This is a genomic window from Lysobacterales bacterium, from assembly GCA_019634735.1.
Classification (GTDB): domain Bacteria; phylum Pseudomonadota; class Gammaproteobacteria; order Xanthomonadales; family UBA2363; genus Pseudofulvimonas.
The window spans coordinates 42,950-62,704 of the sequence record JAHCAT010000015.1 but is presented as its reverse complement, the minus strand read 5'-3'; the positions used below and the strand labels follow the sequence as shown (position 1 = coordinate 62,704).

Sequence of the window (19,755 nt, the reverse complement as noted above, 5' to 3'; positions counted from 1 at the left end):
GCCACGGCCCGGTCCCCACGGACGGAAGCTCACAGTGCCGGGCGCGTGTCCGGCAGCGACAAGGAAAGCTGGATGAACGGCAAGGTGGAACAACACGAGGGCGGCGCCTCGGGCCAGGACACCGTCAAGCTGCTGGCGGCGCTCGCGCTGCTGGTCGCCGGCGTGGTGGGCTTCTACTGGTTCGCGGACGTCCTGCACTTCGCGGTGCGGGTGCTCGGCCTGGTCGCCACCGTGGTGGTGGCGGCGCTGCTGGCCGCCTTCACCGGTCCCGGCCGCGCCCTGACCGGCTTCTTCGGCGAGACCCGATTCGAGATGCGCAAGGTCACCTGGCCGACCCGCCAGGAGACCATCCAGACCACCATCGTGGTGCTGATCGTGGTGGTCATCATCTCGATCATCCTTTGGCTGATCGACATGCTGCTGGCCTGGATCGTCCGCGGCATCGTCGGAGTCTGAGCCATGGCCAAGCGCTGGTACGTCGTTCACGCCTATTCCGGCTTCGAGAAGTCGGTCGCCCAGAACCTTCGCGAGCGCATCGCGCGCGCCGGCATGGACGACCGCTTCGGTGAGGTCCTGGTCCCGACCGAAGAGGTCGTGGAGATGCGCGGCGGCCAGAAGCGCAAGTCCGAGCGCAAGTTCTTCCCCGGCTACGTGCTGGTCCAGATCGAGACCCACGAGGACGGCAAGACCAAGAAGATCGACGACGAGAGCTGGCACCTGGTCAAGGAGACCGCCAAGGTGATGGGCTTCATCGGCGGCACCGCCGACCGGCCGCTGCCGATCGCCGACCACGAGGCCGACGCCATCCTCCGGCGCGTCCAGGAAGGTGTCGAGAAGCCGCGGCCGAAGGTGCTGTTCGAGCCGGGCGAGATGGTCCGCGTCGTCGACGGTCCCTTCAACGACTTCAACGGCGTGGTCGAGGAAGTGAACTACGACAAGAGCCGCCTGCGGGTGGCGGTACTGATTTTCGGCCGATCGACGCCTGTGGAACTGGAGTTCGCACAGGTGGAGAAGGCCTGAAAGGCCGGGCCCAGGGTCGGGCGCCGGGACAGCGGGCTGGGCGGAAGGATTCCATCCGCGCCCGGCCGGTCCCCGGTTCCCGGTCCCCGGTCCCGAATCCAAAACTGACGGGGAGCCCCGCAGTCGACATCGACGTGCAGGCGTCTGGACCCGAGGAGTAGACAACGATGGCAAAGAAGATCACCGGCTACATCAAGCTGCAGGTCAAGGCCGGGCAGGCCAACCCGAGTCCGCCCGTGGGCCCGGCGCTGGGCCAGCGCGGCGTCAACATCATGGAGTTCTGCAAGGCATTCAACGCCGCCACGCAGAAGGTCGAGCCGGGCCTGCCCCTGCCGGTCGTGATCACGGTCTATTCCGACCGCAGCTTCACCTTCATCACCAAGACCCCGCCGGCCACGATCCTGCTCAAGAAGGCGACCGGCGTGGCCAAGGGCTCGCCCAAGCCGCATACCGACAAGGTCGGCAAGGTCACCCGCGCCCAGCTCGAGGACATCGCCAAGGCGAAGGAGCCCGACCTGACCGCGGCCGACCTGGACGCCGCCGTGCGTACCATCGCCGGCAGCGCGCGTAGCATGGGTCTGGTGGTGGAGGGATAAGACATGGCAAAGCTCAGCAAGCGTTTCAAGGCGATGGCCGGTGCAGTCAAGCCCGGTTCCACCTACGCCATCGACGAGGCCCTGAAGATCCTCAAGGACAACAGCAAGACCAAGTTCGTCGAGTCCATCGACGTCGCGGTCCGCCTCGGTATCGATCCCAAGAAGTCCGATCAGGTCGTGCGCGGCTCCACCGTGCTGCCCAACGGCACCGGCAAGACCGTGCGTGTCGCGGTGTTCGCCCAGGGTCCCAAGGCCGATGAGGCCCGCGCCGCCGGCGCCGATGCGGTCGGCATGGACGACCTGGCCGAGCAGATGCAGGCCGGCGACCTCAACTTCGGTGTGGTGATCGCCACCCCGGACGCCATGCGCGTGGTCGGCAAGCTCGGCCAGGTGCTCGGCCCGCGTGGCCTGATGCCGAATCCGAAGACCAACACCGTGACCATGGACGTCGCTTTGGCCGTGAACAACGCCAAGAGCGGCCAGGTCCGGTTCCGCGCGGACAAGGGCGGCATCGTCCACGCAACGATCGGCAAGGCCAGCTTCGAGGTCGATGCCCTGAAGGAGAACCTGAACGCGCTGGTCGCCGACCTGGTCAAGGCCAAGCCGTCCGCCGCCAAGGGCCAGTACCTCCAGAAGGTGTTCGTGTCCAGCACCATGGGCATCGGCATCGGCGTCGACACCTCGACCCTGACCACCGGCGCCAAGTAACCGGGCCGCGGGCTCGGGCCCCGTCCGGCCCGGGCGCGATCGCGCCGGGCCCGGATGGCCGGCGCCACGGCCTCCGAAGGCTCGTTTCGAAGGCCGGTCACGGATGACCGGCTTGCTGGTCGGGGAAGGCTTGTTTGAAAAGCCGGCCACGGACGGCCGGGCTTCTCGTCAGGGAAGGCTTGTTTGAAAAGTCCAGCCATGGATGGCCGGGCTTCTGGTCAGGGAAGGCTTGTTTGAAAAGTCCAGCCACGGACGGCCGGGCTTCTGGTCAGGGAAGGCTTGTTTGAAAAGTCCGGCCATGGATGGCCGGGCTGTTGGTCAGGGACGACCGTAAATGAGGGCTGCCGGAAGGCCCACGGTGTGACACCCGCCAGGGTGCGTGACCGTCCGGCAAGCCGTCAAAGACCGCAGGTCCCGGCGTGGCGCGAGCCGTTCCGGGGTAATCGGGCAACCGGCCTGCGTAGATGGTGCAACCCTCGTCCCGCTCCTCCAGCCGGTTGCGGCCGGCTGGAGCAGCGGGATGAAGGCCACCACGGAAGGTGCCGCAAGGCACCGGCGGCCCGCAAGGATGCGGTCCGTTCACCCCCGGCGGGCATGGTGCCCGCCGGATGCAAGTTCGGAGTCGAAATGGCACTAAATCTTGCTCAGAAGAAAGAGCTGGTTGCCGAACTCGCGGAAGTGGCGGCCCAGGCGCATTCCCTGGTCGCGGCCGACTACATCGGCTTGTCCGTGGCGCAGCTCACCGAGCTGCGTGCGAAGGCCCGTCAGGGCGGCGTCTTCCTCAAGGTGGCCAAGAACACGCTGGTCCGCCGTGCGGTGGACGGTACCGATTACCAGTGCGTCGCCGACGCGCTGACCGGTCCGCTCCTGTATGCCTTCTCCAAGGACGATCCCGGTGCTGCCGGTCGTTTGATCAAGGAGTTCGCCAAGGGCAACGACAAGCTGAAGCCGCGTCTCGTCGCGGTCGGCGGGCAGATGTACCCGGCCTCCCATGTGGAGCAGCTGGCATCGCTGCCGACCCTCGAGCAGGCGCTCGGAATGCTGGCCGGCGTGATGATCGCCCCGGTCGTCAAGTTCGTGCGCACGCTCAACGAGCCGGTCGCCCAGACCGCGCGCGTCGTCAATGCCGTGGCCGAAGCCAAGAAGGCTGCAGCCTGATCCGCGGTTCGCAACCCAATCATCCCGTAATCACGTTTCGAGGTTAAGAAAATGGCCGTTAGCAAGGAAGAGATCCTGGATGCCATCGCCGGCATGTCCGTCATGGACGTCGTCGAGCTGGTCAAGATGATGGAAGACAAGTTCGGCGTGTCCGCCGCCGCCCCGGTGGCGGTCGCCGCCGCGCCGGCCGGTGGCGCCGCTGCCCCGGCCGCCGAGGAGCAGACCGAGTTCACCGTCGTGCTGAAGTCGGCCGGCGAGAAGAAGGTCGAGGTGATCAAGGCGGTCCGCGCCATCACCGGCCTGGGCCTGAAGGAGGCCAAGGACCTCGTCGAGGCGACCGGCACCGTCAAGGATGCCGTGAGCAAGGACGACGCCGCCAAGTTCAAGAAGGAGCTGGAAGCGGCCGGCGCCACCGTCGAGCTGAAGTAATCGGCGGTTGCGTCGCTGTCACCACAGCGACCGGTCGAGCCTGGGGGCGCAAGCCCCCGGGCCTTTCGTGTTTTTCGCCGCGGTGGTTGCGACGGCAATGGGGAAGGCGCCGAGACCCGGGCGCCGGCGGCGCCTTCCCGATTTCCGTTCTGCCATCCGGTTTCACACCCCAGTCCCGTGCCCGCGGGGCGGCATCTAGCGAGGCGGTTACATGACCACCACCCAGTACTCCTTCACCGAAAAGAAGCGCATCCGCCGGGACTTCGGCAAGCGTCCGACCATCCTGCGGGTCCCGTACCTGCTGGCGACCCAGGTCGAGTCCTACCGTGAGTTCCTGCAGGTCGACCGGCCTGCCGACGAGCGCACCGAGGTCGGCCTGCACGCCGCGCTGAAGTCGATCTTCCCGATCAGCAGCTACAGCGGCAATGCCGCCCTGGAGTACGTCAGCTACAAGCTGGGCGAGCCGCCCTTCGACGAGCGCGAGTGCCGGACCCGTGGTCTGTCCTACGGCGCGCCGCTGCGCGTGCTGGTCCGTCTGGTGATCTACGACAAGGATTCCCCGGCCAGCAACAAGGCGATCAAGTACGTCAAGGAGCAGGAGGTCTACATGGGCGAATTGCCGCTCATGACCGACACCGGCACCTTCATCATCAACGGCACCGAGCGGGTCATCGTCTCGCAGCTGCACCGTTCGCCGGGCGTGTTCTTCGACCATGACCGCGGCAAGACCCACAGCTCGGGCAAGCTGCTGTACTCCGCGCGCGTCATCCCCTACCGCGGCTCCTGGCTGGACTTCGAGTTCGACCCGAAGGACAGCGTTTTCACGCGTATCGACCGCCGCCGCAAGCTGCCGGTGACGATCCTGCTGCGCGCCGTGGGCATGAGCAACGAGGAGATCCTGGCGACCTTCTTCGAGATGAACACGTTCACGCTCGAGGACGAGGGCGCCCAGCTCGACCTGGTCGCCGAGCGCCTGCGCGGCGAGACCTTCAATTTCGACATCGTGGTCGGCGACAGCGTGCTGGTCGAGTCCGGCAAGCGCATCACCGCGCGCCAGGTCCGCGAGCTGCAGAAGGCGGGGATCACCGCCCTGCAGGTGCCGGACGACTACCTGCACGGCCTGATCCTGGGCCGCGACGTGGTCGACCCGGGCACCGGCGAGCTGATCGCCGCGGCCAACGAGGAGCTCAACGAGACCCACCTGGAGAAGTTCCGCAAGGCGGGGATCGACCGGGTCGAGACGCTGTACGTCAACGACCTCGATCGCGGCCCGTACATCTCCAACACCCTGCGCATCGACCCGACCCGGACCCAGCTCGAGGCCCTGGTCGAGATCTACCGGATGATGCGCCCGGGCGAGCCGCCGACCAAGGACGCGGCGCAGAACCTGTTCCAGAACCTGTTCTTCAGCCTCGACCGTTACGACCTGTCGGGCGTCGGCCGCATGAAGTTCAACCGCCGCGTCGGCCGCGAGGAGATCACCGGCGCCGGCACCTTGTCGACCGACGACATCCTCGCCGTGCTCAAGGTGCTGATCGACATCCGCAACGGCAAGGGCGGCGTCGACGACATCGACCACCTCGGCAACCGCCGCGTGCGCAGCGTCGGCGAGATGGCCGAGAACACCTTCCGCGTCGGACTGGTGCGCGTCGAGCGCGCGGTCAAGGAGCGCCTGTCGATGGCCGAGGCCGAGGGCCTCACGCCGCAGGATCTGATCAATGCCAAGCCGGTGGCCGCTGCGATCAAGGAGTTCTTCGGCTCCTCGCAGCTGTCCCAGTTCATGGACCAGAACAACCCGCTGTCCGAAGTCACCCACAAGCGCCGCGTCTCCGCGCTGGGCCCGGGTGGCCTGACCCGCGAGCGCGCCGGCTTCGAGGTGCGCGACGTGCACCCCACGCACTACGGCCGCGTCTGCACCATCGAGACCCCTGAAGGCCCGAACATCGGCCTGATCAACTCGCTGGCCGTGTACGCCCGTACCAACCCCTACGGGTTCCTGGAGACGCCGTACCGCAAGGTCGTCGACGGCAAGGTCACCGACCACGTCCAGTACATCTCGGCGATCGAGGAGAACGACTACGTCATCGCCCAGGCGAACTCGCCGCTGGACCGCAACGGCGCCTTCGTCGAGCAGTTCGTGGCCTGCCGCTTCCAGGGCGAGACCCTGCTCAAGGCGGCGTCCGAGGTCCACTACATGGACGTCTCGCCGATGCAGACCGTGTCGGTCGCCGCGGCCCTGGTGCCCTTCCTCGAGCACGACGACGCCAACCGCGCGCTGATGGGCGCCAACATGCAGCGCCAGGCGGTGCCGACGCTGCGCGCCGAGGCGCCGCTGGTCGGCACCGGCATCGAGCGCGTGGTCGCCACCGACTCCGGCGTGACCGTGGTCGCGCGGCGCGGCGGCATGGTCGAGCAGTGCGATGCCGGCCGCATCGTGGTCAAGGTCGACGAGGCCGAGATCGGCGACAACGACGCCGGCGTCGACATCTACAACCTGGTCAAGTACACCCGCTCGAACCAGAACACCTGCATCAACCAGACCCCGCTGGTGAAGGTCGGCGACCGCGTCGCGGTGGCCGACGTGCTGGCCGATGGCCCGTCGACCGATCTCGGCGAACTGGCCCTGGGGCAGAACATGCTGGTCGCCTTCATGCCCTGGAACGGCTACAACTTCGAGGATTCCATCCTGATCTCGGAGCGGGTCGTCCAGGAGGACCGCTACACCTCGATCCACATCGAGGAGCTGACCTGCGTCGCCCGCGACACCAAGCTGGGTCCGGAGGAGATCTCGGCCGACATCCCCAATGTCGGCGAGTCGGCGCTGTCGCGCCTGGACGAGTCGGGCGTGGTGTTCATCGGCGCCGAGGTGCAGGCCGGCGACATCCTGGTCGGCAAGGTCACCCCGAAGGGCGAGAGCCAGCTCACCCCCGAGGAGAAGCTGCTGCGCGCCATCTTCGGCGAGAAGGCCAGCGACGTGAAGGACAGCTCGCTGCGCGTGCCGCCGGGCATGGACGGCACCGTGATCGACGTGCAGGTGTTCACCCGCGACGGGCTGGAGAAGGACAAGCGCGCGCTGGCCATCGAGCAGGGCGAGATCAAGGCGATCAAGAAGGACCTCGACGACCAGTACCGCATCCTGCGCGAGGCGATCAAGAACCGTCTGCGCGGCCAGATCACCGGCCAGCCGGTCAACGGCGGTCCGGGCGGCATCAAGAAGGGCGCCGCAATCACCGGCGAGTACCTGGACGGCCTCAAGGAGGACGAGTGGTTCGCGATCCGGATGAAGGACGAGGCCCTGGCCGAGGCCCTCGAGAAGGCCGGCGAGCAGATCAAGCGCCACAAGGCCGAGTTCGAGAAGCGCTTCGAGGAGAAGAAGAAGAAGATCACCGCGGGTGACGACCTCGCCCCGGGCGTCCTGAAGATGGTCAAGGTCTACCTGGCCGTCAAGCGCCGCATCCAGCCGGGCGACAAGATGGCCGGCCGCCACGGCAACAAGGGCGTGGTCTCGATGATCGTTCCGGTCGAGGACATGCCGCACATGGCCGACGGCACCCCGGTCGACATCGTGCTGAACCCGCTCGGCGTGCCCAGCCGCATGAACATCGGGCAGATCCTGGAGACCCACCTGGGCTGGGCGGCCAAGGGCGTCGGCCGGCGCATCGGCCGCATGATCGAGGAGCAGGCGGCGGTCGCCGAACTGCGCAAGTTCCTGGACAAGGTCTACAACACCAGCGACAAGCGGGTCGACCTGAAGTCCCTGACCGACGCCGAGATCCAGGAGCTGGCCCGCAACACATCGCGCGGCCTGACCACCGCGTCGCCGGTGTTCGATGGCGCCCACGAAAGCGAGCTGAAGGCGATGCTGGAACTGGCCGAGCTGCCCGAATCGGGTCAGACGACCCTGTTCGACGGCCGCACCGGCGAGGCCTTCGACCGGCCGGTCACCGTCGGCTACATGTACATGCTCAAGCTGAACCACCTGGTCGACGACAAGATGCATGCCCGCTCGACCGGTCCGTACTCCCTGGTCACACAGCAGCCGCTGGGCGGCAAGGCGCAGTTCGGCGGCCAGCGCTTCGGCGAGATGGAGGTCTGGGCGCTCGAGGCCTACGGCGCGGCGTACACCCTGCAGGAGATGCTGACCGTCAAGTCCGACGACGTCGGCGGCCGCAACCAGATGTACAAGAACATCGTCGACGGCAACCACGAGATGGTCGCCGGCATGCCGGAGTCGTTCAACGTGCTGGTCAAGGAGATCCGTTCCTTGGGCATCAACATGGAACTGGAAACCGATTAACCGGGACGCGGAGATAAGCCATGAAAGACCTGCTCAACCTGTTCAACCAGCAGCGCCAGGTGGTGGATTTCGACGCCATCCGCATCGGCCTTGCGTCCCCGGAGCTGATCCGTTCCTGGTCCTTCGGCGAGGTGAAGAAGCCGGAGACGATCAACTACCGCACGTTCAAGCCCGAGCGTGACGGCCTGTTCTGCGCCGCGATCTTCGGACCGGTCAAGGACTACGAGTGCCTGTGCGGCAAGTACAAGCGCATGAAGCACCGCGGCGTGGTCTGCGAGAAGTGCGGCACCGAGGTCACCCTGGCCAAGGTCCGTCGCGAGCGCATGGGCCACATCGAGCTGGCCAGCCCGACCGCGCACATCTGGTTCCTCAAGTCGCTGCCCTCGCGCATCGGCCTGATGCTGGACATGACCCTGCGCGACATCGAGCGGATCCTCTACTTCGAGGCGTTCGTCGTCGTCGACCCGGGCCTGACCGCGCTCAGCCGGGGCCAGGTGCTCAGCGAGGAGCAGTACCTGCAGGCGGTCGAGGAGTTCGGCGACGAGTTCGACGCCCGGATGGGCGCCGAGGCCGTCCACGAGCTGCTGCGCACGATCGACCTGCAGAGCGAGCTGGTCTCGCTGCGCGAGGACATGCGCGCCACCAACTCGGAGACCAAGCTCAAGCGGCTCACCAAGCGCGTCAAGCTGATCGAGGCCTTCCTGGAGTCCGGCAACCGTCCCGAGTGGATGGTGCTGACCGTGCTGCCGGTGCTGCCGCCCGACCTGCGTCCCTTGGTGCCGCTGGACGGTGGCCGCTTCGCGACCTCCGACCTGAACGACCTGTACCGCCGGGTCATCAACCGCAACAACCGCCTCAAGCGCCTGCTCGAGCTCAACGCGCCGGACATCATCGTCCGCAACGAGAAGCGCATGCTGCAGGAGGCGGTCGACGCGCTGATGGACAACGGCCGTCGCGGCCGCGCCATCACCGGCACCAACAAGCGCCCGCTGAAGTCGCTGGCCGACATGATCAAGGGCAAGCAGGGCCGCTTCCGGCAGAACCTGCTGGGCAAGCGCGTCGACTACTCCGGCCGCTCGGTGATCGTGGTCGGCCCGACCCTCAAGCTGCACGAGTGCGGCCTGCCCAAGCGCATGGCGCTCGAGCTGTTCAAGCCGTTCATCTTCAGCAAGCTGCAGCGACGCGGCCTGGCGACCACCATCAAGGCCGCCAAGAAGATGGTCGAGCGCGAGGAAGGCGCGGTCTGGGACATCCTCGAGGAGGTCATCCGCGAGCATCCGGTCCTGCTCAACCGCGCGCCGACCCTGCACCGCCTGGGCATCCAGGCGTTCGAGCCGGTGCTGATCGAGGGCAAGGCGATCCAGCTGCATCCGCTGGTCTGCACCGCCTTCAACGCCGACTTCGACGGCGACCAGATGGCCGTGCACGTGCCGCTGAGCCTCGAGGCCCAGCTGGAGGCGCGCGCCCTGATGATGTCGTCGAACAACATCCTGTCGCCCGCCAACGGCGAGCCGATCATCGTGCCGACCCAGGACGTCGTGCTCGGCCTGTACTACATGACCCGCGAGCTGGTGAACCAGAAGGGCGAGGGCATGGCCTTCGCCAACATCAGCGAGGTTCAGCGCGCCTACCAGAACAAGGTCGCCGAGCTGCACGCCAAGGTCAAGGTGCGCATCGAGGAGATCGAGGTCGGCGACGACGGCAGTCGCACCCCGGTGCGCCGCATCGTCGAGACCACCGTCGGTCGCGCGCTGCTGCGCGAGATCCTCCCCGAGGGCCTGCCGTACGCGCTGGTCAACCAGGAGCTCAACAAGAAGGCGATCTCGCGCCTGATCAACGAGTGCTACCGCCGCCTGGGCCTCAAGCCCACGGTCGTGTTCGCCGACCAGCTGATGTACACCGGGTTCCGCTACGCGACCCGCGCGGGCATTTCGATCGGCATCAACGATATGAACATCCCGGAGGAGAAGCGCCGGATCCTGGACTCGGCCGAGACCGAGGTGCTGGAGATCCAGGAGCAGTACGCCTCCGGCCTGGTCACCTCGGGCGAGCGCTACAACAAGGTCGTCGACATCTGGTCGCGGACCAGCGAGCTGGTCGCCAAGGCGATGATGGACCACCTCGGCACCGACGAGGTCGCCGCGGCCGACGGCAGCACGGTCAAGCAGAAGTCGATGAACTCGCTGTTCATCATGGCCGACTCCGGCGCGCGCGGTTCGGCGGCCCAGATCCGCCAGCTGGCGGGCATGCGCGGCCTGATGGCCAAGCCCGACGGTTCGATCATCGAGACGCCGATCAAGGCGAACTTCCGCGAGGGCCTGAACGTCCAGGAGTACTTCTCCTCGACCCACGGCGCGCGAAAGGGCCTGGCCGACACCGCGCTGAAGACCGCCAACTCCGGTTACCTGACCCGCCGCCTGGTCGACGTCGCCCAGGACGTGGTGGTCACCGACCGCGACTGCGGCACCGATCAGGGCCTGACCATGGCGCCGATCGTCGAGGGCGGCGACGTGGTCGAGCCGCTGCGCGAGCGCGTCCTGGGCCGGGTCGTGGCGCAGGACGTGTTCCTGCCCGGCGACGACGAGGATCCGGTGGTCACCCGCGGCACCCTGCTCGACGAGAAGTGGGTGGACCGTCTGGAGGAACTCGGCGTGCAGTCCATCATCGTGCGCTCGCCGATCACCTGCGAGACCCGCTACGGCGTGTGCGCGGCCTGCTACGGCCGCGACCTGGCCCGCGGCCACCTGGTCAACGACGGCGAGGCGGTGGGCGTGATGGCCGCGCAGTCGATCGGCGAGCCCGGCACCCAGCTGACCATGCGCACCTTCCACATCGGTGGCGCGGCCTCCCGTGCCGCGGCGGTCGACAACGTCACCGTCAAGACCACCGGCGTGATCAGGTTCAACCGCCTGAAGTACGTGGACCGCGAGGACGGCACGGTGATCACCACCTCCCGCTCGGGCGAGCTTTCGGTGCTGGACGGCCACGGCCGCGAGCGCGAGCGCTACAAGCTGCCCTACGGCGCCCAGGTGCACGTCCAGGACCACGGCCCGGTCAAGGCCGGCCAGCGCGTCGCGACCTGGGATCCGCATAACCACCCGGTCATTGCCGAAGTCTCCGGCGAGGCGGAGTTCGTCGAGCTGTTCGAGGGCGCCACCTTCGAGCGCCGGATCGACGACCTTACCGGCGTCGAGTCGATCGTGATCCTCGATCCCAAGCGCCTGGGCGCGGGCCTGAAGGAGCAGGAGAAGCAGAACAAGAAGATCCGACTGATCGACCTCAACGGCAAGCAGGTCGGCGAAAGCACGGTCAAGGCGGTCGAGGCGATGCGTCCGGCGATCCGGGTCGTCCAGAAGGGCAAGGACCTGCCGGGCCTGTACCCGCTGCCGGCCCGTGCCGTGCTGGCGGTGTCGGCGAGCACCCACGTCGAGCGCGGCCAGCCGCTGGCCAGCATCCCCCGCGAGGCGTCCAAGACCCGCGACATCACCGGCGGTCTGCCGCGCGTGGTCGACCTGGTCGAGGCGCGTGTGCCGCGCGAGCCGGCCATCCTGGCCGAGATCGCCGGCACCGTGTCGTTCGGCAAGGAGACCAAGGGCAAGAACCGCCTGCTGATCACCCCCGAGGACGGCGGCGACGTCATCGAGATCCTGATCCCCAAGCACCGTCGCGTCGACGTCTTCGAGGGCGAGTCGGTCAGCCGTGGCGAAGTAATCGTCGACGGCGAGTCGAACCCCCAGGACATCCTGCGCCTGCTCGGCGTCGAGCAGCTGGCCGCTTTCCTGGTCAAGGAGATCCAGGACGTCTACCGGCTGCAGGGCGTCAAGATCAACGACAAGCACATCGAGGTGATCATCCGCCAGATGCTCCGCAAGGCCGAGATCACCGAGGCGGGGGATTCGAAGTTCCTGCGCGGCGAGCAGGTCGAGCGGGTCCGCCTGCTCGAGGAGAACGCCCGTTGCAACGCCCGCGGCGAGGAGCCGGCGAAGGCCGACCCGGTGCTGCTGGGCATCACCAAGGCGTCGCTGGCCACCGAGTCGTTCATCTCGGCCGCGTCCTTCCAGGAGACCACCCGCGTTCTGACCGAGGCGGCCGTGCGCGGCACCAAGGACGGCTTGCGGGGCCTGAAGGAGAATGTTATCGTAGGCCGCTTGATTCCGGCTGGTACCGGACTGGCCTACCACAACGCCCGCCGCCAGGAAGGCAGCGTGCTGACCGAGGCCGAGCGGGCGACGCTTGCGGGGGAGATCCCCGCCGCGGAGCCGGGTACCGGCACCGACCAGGAGATCACGGCTTCGACCGATTGAGCTAAGCCGCACCCCAAAACGAAATGAGGCCACGGACCGGCCTCGTGTTCGGCGGCAGGATGCCGCGCAAGGTGTTGACAGGTTTCTGAAGATACCGTTAAACTCTCAAAGCTCACAGGCCGGGGTTTCGCTCGGCCTGTGTTTTTGTTTCTCCGAGGCTGACGATGGCAACGATCAACCAGCTGGTCCGCAAGGGTCGGCACCCCAAGAGCTACAAGAGCGCCTCGCCGGCGCTGGAGTCCTGTCCGCAGAAGCGTGGCGTCTGCACGCGCGTCTACACGACCACCCCGAAGAAGCCGAACTCGGCCCTTCGCAAGGTCGCCAAGGTGCGTCTGACCAACGGTTTCGAGGTCATCTCCTACATCGGCGGCGAGGGTCACAACCTCCAGGAGCACTCGGTCGTGCTGATCCGCGGCGGCCGCGTCAAGGATCTGCCCGGCGTGCGCTACCACATGGTCCGCGGCTCGCTTGACGCCTCCGGCGTGGCCAAGCGCAGGCAGGCCCGCTCCAAGTACGGCGCCAAGCGTCCCAAGTCCTAAGGTTTCCAGGAACTCAAGTCATGTCGAGAAAGGGCTCCCATCCCGCGCGCGTCACGCTGCCGGATCCGAAGCACTCCAGCCAGATGGTCGCGCGCTTCATCAACATGGTGATGCGCAGCGGCAAGAAGTCGGTGGCCGAGCGGATCGTCTACGGCGCGCTCGAGCACATCGGCGAGAAGGCCGGTTCCGAGCCGCTGACCACCATCGAGAAGGCGCTCGACAACGTCTCCCCGGTGGTCGAGGTGAAGAGCCGTCGCGTCGGTGGCGCCACCTACCAGGTGCCGGTCGAGGTTCGTCCTGCCCGTCGCCAGGCCCTGGCGATGCGCTGGCTGATCGACGCGGCCCGCAAGCGTTCCGAGAACACCATGCCGCGCAAGCTGGCGGGCGAGCTCATGGACGCCTCCGAGAACCGCGGCGGCGCCGTGAAGAAGCGCGAAGAGACCCACCGCATGGCCGAGGCCAACAAGGCCTTCTCGCACTACCGCTGGTGAGCATCGGCCCGGTGGCGCGGAGCGCGGCCCCGGCGCCGCAGCTGCCGCCGGGCTGAGTACCCAACTAAGCAAGGATCCAAGACGTGGCGCGTACTACTCCAATCGACCGTTATCGCAACTTCGGCATCATGGCGCACATCGATGCCGGCAAGACGACGACGTCCGAGCGCATCCTGTTCTACACCGGCGTCTCGCACAAGATCGGCGAGGTGCATGACGGTGCCGCCACCATGGACTGGATGGAGCAGGAGCAGGAGCGCGGCATCACCATCACGTCGGCCGCGACGACCTGCTTCTGGAGCGGCATGGGCCGCGACTTCAAGGAGCACCGCTTCAACATCATCGACACGCCCGGCCACGTCGACTTCACCATCGAGGTCGAGCGTTCGCTGCGCGTGCTCGACGGCGCCGTGTTCGTGCTGTGCGCGGTCGGCGGCGTCCAGCCGCAGTCCGAGACCGTCTGGCGCCAGGCCAACAAGTACGGCGTGCCGCGCCTGGCCTTCGTCAACAAGATGGACCGCTCCGGCGCCGATTTCTTCAAGGTGGTCGGCCAGCTGAAGGCCCGCCTGGGCGCCTACCCGGTGCCGATGCAGGTGCCGATCGGTGCCGAGGACAACTTCGAGGGCGTGGTCGACCTGGTCAAGATGAAGGCGATCGTCTGGGACACCGCGTCCCAGGGCATGAACTTCGAGTACCAGGACATCCCGGCCAACCTCGTCGAGAAGTGCAACGAGGCGCGCTCCTTCATGGTCGAGGCGGCTGCCGAGACCTCCGAGGAGCTGATGGACAAGTACCTGGAGTCGGGCGAGCTGAGCGAGGACGAGATCTACGCCGGAATCCGCGCTGGCACCCTGTCCAATACGCTGATCCCGGTTTTCTGCGGCACCGCCTTCAAGAACAAGGGCGTGCAGGCGATGCTGGACGGCGTGATCCGCTACCTGCCCGCGCCGTCCGACCGTCCGCCGGTGACCGGTGTCGACGAGGACGAGGCCGAGGCCACCCGGGCGGCTTCCGACGAGGCGCCGTTCTCGGGCCTGGCGTTCAAGATCGCGACCGACCCCTACGTCGGCACGCTGACCTTCTTCCGCGTGTATTCGGGCGTGATCTCGTCCGGCGACACCGTGTACAACCCGGTCAAGGGGCGCAAGGAGCGCGTCGGCCGCATCCTGCAGATGCACGCCAACAACCGCGAGGAGATCAAGGAAGTCCGCGCCGGCGACATCGCCGCCGCGGTCGGCCTGAAGGACGTCACCACGGGCGACACCCTGTGCGCCACCGGCGACGTGATCACCCTGGAGCGGATGGTCTTCCCCGAGCCCGTCATCGCCATGGCGATCGAGCCCAAGACCAAGGGCGACCAGGAGAAGATGGGCATCGGCCTGGGCCGTCTTGCGCAGGAGGATCCCTCCTTCCGCGTGCGCACCGACGAGGAATCCGGGCAGACCATCATCGCCGGCATGGGCGAGCTGCACCTGGAGATCATCGTCGATCGACTGAAGCGCGAGTTCAACGTCGAGGCCAACGTCGGCAAGCCGCAGGTCGCCTACCGCGAGACCATCCGCAAGGCGGTCAAGCAGGAAGGCAAGTTCGTCCGCCAGTCGGGCGGCCGCGGCCAGTACGGCCACGTGGTGCTCGAGATCCAGCCCCAGGAGCGCGGCGCCGGCTACGAGTTCGAGAACGCGATCGTCGGCGGCGTGGTCCCCAAGGAATACATCCCGGCGGTGGACAAGGGCATCCAGGAGGCGATGGCCTCCGGCGTGATGGCCGGTTTCCCGGTGGTCGACATCAAGGTCCGCCTGATCGACGGCTCGTACCATGAGGTCGACTCCAACGAAATGGCGTTCAAGATCGCCGGCTCGATGGGCTTCAAGGAGGGCTTCCACAAGGCCAGCCCGGTCCTGCTCGAGCCGATCATGAAGGTCGAGGTGGTCACCCCCGAGGACTACATGGGCGACGTCATGGGCGACCTCAGCCGCCGGCGCGGCGTGCTGCAGGGTTCCGACGAGAGCCCGTCCGGCAAGGTCATCAACGCCACCGTGCCGCTCGGCGAGATGTTCGGCTACGCGACCAGCCTGCGCTCGATGAGCCAGGGCCGTGCGACGTTCACGATGGAGTTCGACCATTACGCCGATGCGCCGACCAACATCGCCGAAGCGGTTACCAAGAAGTCCTGATCCCAACCTGTCCCACAAGATTCGATACGAGGTTATTCAGCCATGGCCAAGGGTAAGTTCGAGCGCACCAAGCCGCACGTGAACGTCGGCACGATCGGTCACGTCGACCACGGCAAGACGACGCTGACGGCGGCGCTGACGAAGGTGGGTGCCGAGCGTTTCGGTGGCGAGTTCAAGGCCTACGACGCGATCGACGCGGCGCCGGAAGAGAAGGCGCGCGGCATCACGATCTCGACGGCGCACGTCGAGTACGAGTCGCCGACCCGCCACTACGCGCACGTCGACTGCCCGGGTCACGCCGACTACGTGAAGAACATGATCACCGGTGCGGCGCAGATGGACGGCGCGATCCTGGTGTGTTCGGCGGCGGACGGCCCGATGCCGCAGACGCGCGAGCACATCCTGCTGGCGCGGCAGGTGGGCGTGCCGTACATCGTGGTCTTCCTGAACAAGGCGGACATGGTGGACGACGCCGAGCTGCTGGAGCTGGTGGAGATGGAAGTCCGCGAGCTGCTGAGCAAGTACGAGTTCCCGGGCGACGACACGCCGATCATCAAGGGCTCGGCGCTGAAGGCGCTGGAAGGCGACCAGTCGGAGATCGGCGTTCCGGCGATCATCAAGCTGGTGGACGCGCTGGACAGCTACATTCCGGAGCCGCAGCGCGACATCGACAAGCCGTTCCTGATGCCGGTCGAGGACGTGTTCTCGATTTCCGGTCGCGGCACGGTGGTGACCGGGCGCATCGAGCGCGGCGTGATCAAGGTGGGCGAGGAGGTCGAGATCGTCGGCATCCGTCCGACCGTGAAGACGACGGTGACGGGCGTCGAGATGTTCCGCAAGCTGCTGGACCAGGGCCAGGCGGGCGACAACGCGGGTCTGCTGCTGCGCGGCACGAAGCGCGACGACGTGGAGCGCGGCCAGGTGCTGTGCAAGCCGGGCACGATCAAGCCGCACACCAAGTTCGAGGCCGAGGTGTACGTGCTGTCGAAGGAGGAGGGCGGTCGTCACACGCCGTTCTTCAAGGGCTACCGTCCGCAGTTCTACTTCCGGACCACCGACGTGACCGGTTCGTGCGAGCTGCCGGAAGGCGTCGAGATGGTGATGCCGGGCGACAACATCAAGATGGTGGTGACGCTGATCAACCCGATCGCGATGGAAGACGGCCTGCGTTTCGCGATCCGCGAGGGCGGCCGCACCGTCGGCGCCGGCGTCGTGGCGAAGGTCATCGAGTAAGCGGCTGCGGGTCGTCCCGAAGCGCAGTCCGCAAGGCAACAGTGCAGAAGGAGCCCGGGGTCCCGGGCTCCAGACAGGAAAACAGGTCATGGCACAGCAGAAGATCCGCATCAGGTTGAAGGCGTTCGATTACCGCCTGATCGACCGTTCGGCCAGCGAAATCGTCGAGACGGCGAAGCGGACGGGCGCCCAGGTGCGCGGTCCGATTCCGCTGCCGACCAAGAAGGAGCGCTACACCGTGCTGGTGTCGCCGCACGTCGACAAGGACGCGCGCGACCAGTACGAGATGCGCACGCACAAGCGCGTGATGGACATCGTCGATCCCAACGACAAGACCGTCGACGCGCTGATGAAGCTCGACCTCGCCGCCGGCGTGGACGTGCAGATCAAGCTGTACTGACGGGATTGCAGTCATGAGAGTCGGAATTGTTGGCCGCAAGGCCGGTATGAGCCGCGTGTTCACGGAAGATGGCCGATCGGTCCCGGTGACCCTGATCGAGGCCAGCCCGAACCGCATCGTCCAGGTCAAGACCACGGAGACCGATGGCTACAGCGCCATCCAGGTCGCCGCCGGCGACAAGCGCGCCGCGCTGGTGAGCAAGCCGCTCGCCGGCCACTACGCGCGCGCCAAGGTCGAGGCCGGGCGTGGTCTGTGGGAGTTCCGGGTAGCCGACGATGCGGTCGGCGGCTATGAGGTGGGCGGCGAGATCAAGTGCGACCTGTTCCAGGTCGGCCAGATGGTCGATGTGGCCGGCGTCACCAAGGGCAAGGGCTTCCAGGGCACCATCAAGCGCTGGGGCTTCACCATGGGCGACGCCACGCACGGCAACTCGCTGAGCCACCGCTCGCCGGGCTCGATCGGCCAGCGCCAGACCCCGGGTCGCGTGTTCAAGGGCAAGAAGATGTCCGGACACATGGGCCACGTGAACCAGTCGGCGCAGGGCCTCGAGGTCGTCAAGGTCGACGTCGAGCGCGGCCTGATCGCGGTCAAGGGTTCGGTGCCGGGCGCGCCGGGTGGCGACGTCGTCGTCCGTCCGGCGGCCAAGGCATAAGGAGAAGCACGATGGAACTGCAGATCCAGGGCGGCGCCAAGCTGCCCGTTTCGGAGACCATCTGGGGCGAGTCGTTCCGCGAGGACCTCGTTCACCAGGTCGTGGTCGCCTACCAGGCGGCCGCCCGCTCCGGCACCAAGGCCCAGAAGACCCGCGCCGAGGTTTCCGGCGGCGGCCGCAAGCCGTTCAAGCAGAAGGGCACCGGCAGCGCCCGCGCCGGCACCACCCGCGGCCCGTTGTGGCGCGGTGGCGGCAAGACGCATGCGGCGCGCCCGCGTTCGTTCGAGCAGAAGGTCAACCGCAAGATGTACCGTGGCGCGCTGCGCTCGATCCTGTCCGAGCTGGTCCGCCAGGACCGCCTGCACGTGATCGACTCGCTGGAGATCGCCGAGCCGCGCACCAAGCTGCTGCTCGGCAAGCTGGCCGAGTGGAAGGCCGACCGGGCCCTGATCGTCACCGAGGCCGACGACCTGAACCTGTACCTGGCCGCGCGCAACATCCCGTACGTGTTCGTCACCGACGCGGGCGCGCTCGATCCGGTCAGCCTGGTCAACGCCGAGCGCGTCTACATGACCGTCGACTCGGTCAAGAAGATCGAGGAGTGGCTGGCATGAGCAAGCACAGCGTGTACGACGTGATCCGCGCACCGGTCGTCTCCGAGAAGAGCGCCCGTCTGCAGGAGTCCGGCAACCAGTACGTGTTCGAGGTGGCGCAGAGCGCCTCCAAGGCCGACGTCAAGGCGGCCGTGGAGAAGCTCTTCAGCGTCAAGGTCGACAAGGTCACCGTGGTGAACCTGAAGGGCAAGAACAAGAGCTTCCGGTTCCAGCCGGGTCGTCGCAGCGATCGCCGCAAGGCCTATGTCAGCCTGGCCGACGGCCAGAGCATCGACCTGGGTGCGAAGGCCTGATCCGAGGAATATTCCGATGGCACTGATGACACTCAAGCCGACCTCCCCGGGCCGCCGCGCAATGGTCCGTGTGACGTCGCCGGACCTGCACAAGGGTGGTCCGTACCAGCCGCTGGTCGAGCCCCAGAGCAAGACCGGTGGCCGCAACAACCACGGCCGGATCACCACCCGGCATCGTGGCGGCGGCCACAAGCAGCACTACCGGATCATCGACTTCAAGCGCGACAAGGAAGGCATCCCGGCGCGCGTCGAGCGGATCGAGTACGATCCCAACCGCACCGCGCACATCGCGCTGCTGTGCTATGTCGACGGCGAGCGCCGCTACATCATCGCGCCGAAGGGCGTGCAGGTGGGCGACCAGCTGATGTCGGGCACCGACGTGCCGATCCGCGTCGGCAACACCCTGCCGCTGCGCAACATGCCGATCGGCTCGACCGTGCATTGCATCGAGATGAAGCCCGGCAAGGGCGCGCAGCTCGCCCGCAGCGCCGGTGCCGGCTGCCAGCTGGTGGCGCGCGAGCAGGGTTACGCGACGCTGCGGCTGCGCTCCGGCGAGATGCGCAAGGTGCCGGCCGACTGCCGCGCCACGATCGGCGAGGTCGGCAACAGCGAGCACAACCTGCGCAAGCTGGGCAAGGCCGGCGCCAAGCGCTGGCTGGGCATCCGCCCGACCGTCCGCGGCGTGGTGATGAACCCGGTCGACCATCCGCACGGCGGTGGCGAGGGTCGCACCTCGGGTGGCCGCCATCCGGTGACCCCCTGGGGTGTGCCGACCAAGGGTTACAAGACCCGCAAGAACAAGCGCACGACGAAGTTCATCGTGCGCCGCCGCAAGTGATGAGGTTGA

Annotated in this window: 17 protein-coding genes; all 17 read left to right on the top strand. The window is 67.1% G+C overall.

Features of this window, described 5'->3' with window-relative positions; genetic code table 11:
- Positions 1-72 precede the first annotated feature (72 nt).
- The 17 genes from secE (at position 73) to rplB (ending at position 19,746) form a co-directional block, all read left to right on the top strand.
- Positions 73-456, top strand: a complete 384-nt coding sequence (gene secE / locus KF823_13830; GenBank protein MBX3726987.1) for a preprotein translocase subunit SecE — start codon at positions 73-75, stop codon at positions 454-456.
- A 3-nt stretch (positions 457-459) separates the two neighbouring features.
- Positions 460-1,020 (top strand): transcription termination/antitermination protein NusG, encoded by a 561-nt coding sequence (gene nusG / locus KF823_13825; GenBank protein MBX3726986.1) that lies wholly within the window; start codon positions 460-462, stop codon positions 1,018-1,020.
- A gap of 167 nt (positions 1,021-1,187) precedes the next feature.
- On the top strand, positions 1,188-1,616 hold the full coding sequence (rplK, locus tag KF823_13820) for a 50S ribosomal protein L11 (protein MBX3726985.1): 429 nt from the start codon (positions 1,188-1,190) through the stop codon (positions 1,614-1,616).
- A 3-nt stretch (positions 1,617-1,619) separates the two neighbouring features.
- Positions 1,620-2,324 carry a 50S ribosomal protein L1 gene (gene rplA / locus KF823_13815; protein ID MBX3726984.1) on the top strand — a complete coding sequence of 235 codons (705 nt, stop codon included), beginning with the start codon at positions 1,620-1,622 and terminating at the stop codon, positions 2,322-2,324.
- Between the two features lie 627 nt (positions 2,325-2,951).
- The gene (rplJ, locus tag KF823_13810) at positions 2,952-3,482 is read left to right on the top strand and encodes a 50S ribosomal protein L10 (protein ID MBX3726983.1); all 531 of its coding nucleotides are present in this window, start codon (positions 2,952-2,954) and stop codon (positions 3,480-3,482) included.
- 51 nt (positions 3,483-3,533) lie between these two features.
- Positions 3,534-3,911, top strand: a complete 378-nt coding sequence (rplL, locus tag KF823_13805; protein ID MBX3726982.1) for a 50S ribosomal protein L7/L12 — start codon at positions 3,534-3,536, stop codon at positions 3,909-3,911.
- Positions 3,912-4,122: 211 nt separating this feature from the next.
- Positions 4,123-8,208: a DNA-directed RNA polymerase subunit beta gene (gene rpoB, locus KF823_13800; GenBank protein ID MBX3726981.1), complete on the top strand. Its 4,086-nt coding sequence runs from the start codon at positions 4,123-4,125 to the stop codon at positions 8,206-8,208.
- Positions 8,209-8,228: 20 nt separating this feature from the next.
- On the top strand, positions 8,229-12,512 hold the full coding sequence (gene rpoC, locus KF823_13795) for a DNA-directed RNA polymerase subunit beta' (GenBank protein ID MBX3726980.1): 4,284 nt from the start codon (positions 8,229-8,231) through the stop codon (positions 12,510-12,512).
- A 164-nt stretch (positions 12,513-12,676) separates the two neighbouring features.
- Positions 12,677-13,051: a 30S ribosomal protein S12 gene (gene rpsL / locus KF823_13790; GenBank protein MBX3726979.1), complete on the top strand. Its 375-nt coding sequence runs from the start codon at positions 12,677-12,679 to the stop codon at positions 13,049-13,051.
- Positions 13,052-13,071: 20 nt separating this feature from the next.
- Positions 13,072-13,542 (top strand): 30S ribosomal protein S7, encoded by a 471-nt coding sequence (rpsG, locus tag KF823_13785; GenBank protein ID MBX3726978.1) that lies wholly within the window; start codon positions 13,072-13,074, stop codon positions 13,540-13,542.
- Positions 13,543-13,625: 83 nt separating this feature from the next.
- Positions 13,626-15,716, top strand: a complete 2,091-nt coding sequence (gene fusA, locus KF823_13780) for an elongation factor G (GenBank protein MBX3726977.1) — start codon at positions 13,626-13,628, stop codon at positions 15,714-15,716.
- Positions 15,717-15,758: 42 nt separating this feature from the next.
- A complete protein-coding gene (gene tuf / locus KF823_13775) occupies positions 15,759-16,949 on the top strand; it encodes an elongation factor Tu (protein ID MBX3726976.1) in 1,191 nt (396 codons plus the stop codon).
- Between the two features lie 88 nt (positions 16,950-17,037).
- The gene (rpsJ, locus tag KF823_13770; GenBank protein ID MBX3726975.1) at positions 17,038-17,349 is read left to right on the top strand and encodes a 30S ribosomal protein S10; all 312 of its coding nucleotides are present in this window, start codon (positions 17,038-17,040) and stop codon (positions 17,347-17,349) included.
- Between the two features lie 13 nt (positions 17,350-17,362).
- Positions 17,363-18,001, top strand: coding sequence for a 50S ribosomal protein L3 (rplC, locus tag KF823_13765; protein ID MBX3726974.1), 639 nt, complete (start codon positions 17,363-17,365; stop codon positions 17,999-18,001).
- A gap of 11 nt (positions 18,002-18,012) precedes the next feature.
- Positions 18,013-18,615 (top strand): 50S ribosomal protein L4, encoded by a 603-nt coding sequence (rplD, locus tag KF823_13760; protein ID MBX3726973.1) that lies wholly within the window; start codon positions 18,013-18,015, stop codon positions 18,613-18,615.
- Positions 18,612-18,908 (top strand): 50S ribosomal protein L23, encoded by a 297-nt coding sequence (gene rplW / locus KF823_13755; protein ID MBX3726972.1) that lies wholly within the window; start codon positions 18,612-18,614, stop codon positions 18,906-18,908. Before rplD ends, rplW begins: the two co-directional genes overlap by 4 nt.
- A gap of 16 nt (positions 18,909-18,924) precedes the next feature.
- Positions 18,925-19,746 (top strand): 50S ribosomal protein L2, encoded by an 822-nt coding sequence (gene rplB / locus KF823_13750; GenBank protein ID MBX3726971.1) that lies wholly within the window; start codon positions 18,925-18,927, stop codon positions 19,744-19,746.
- The last annotated feature ends 9 nt before the right edge of the window (positions 19,747-19,755 follow it).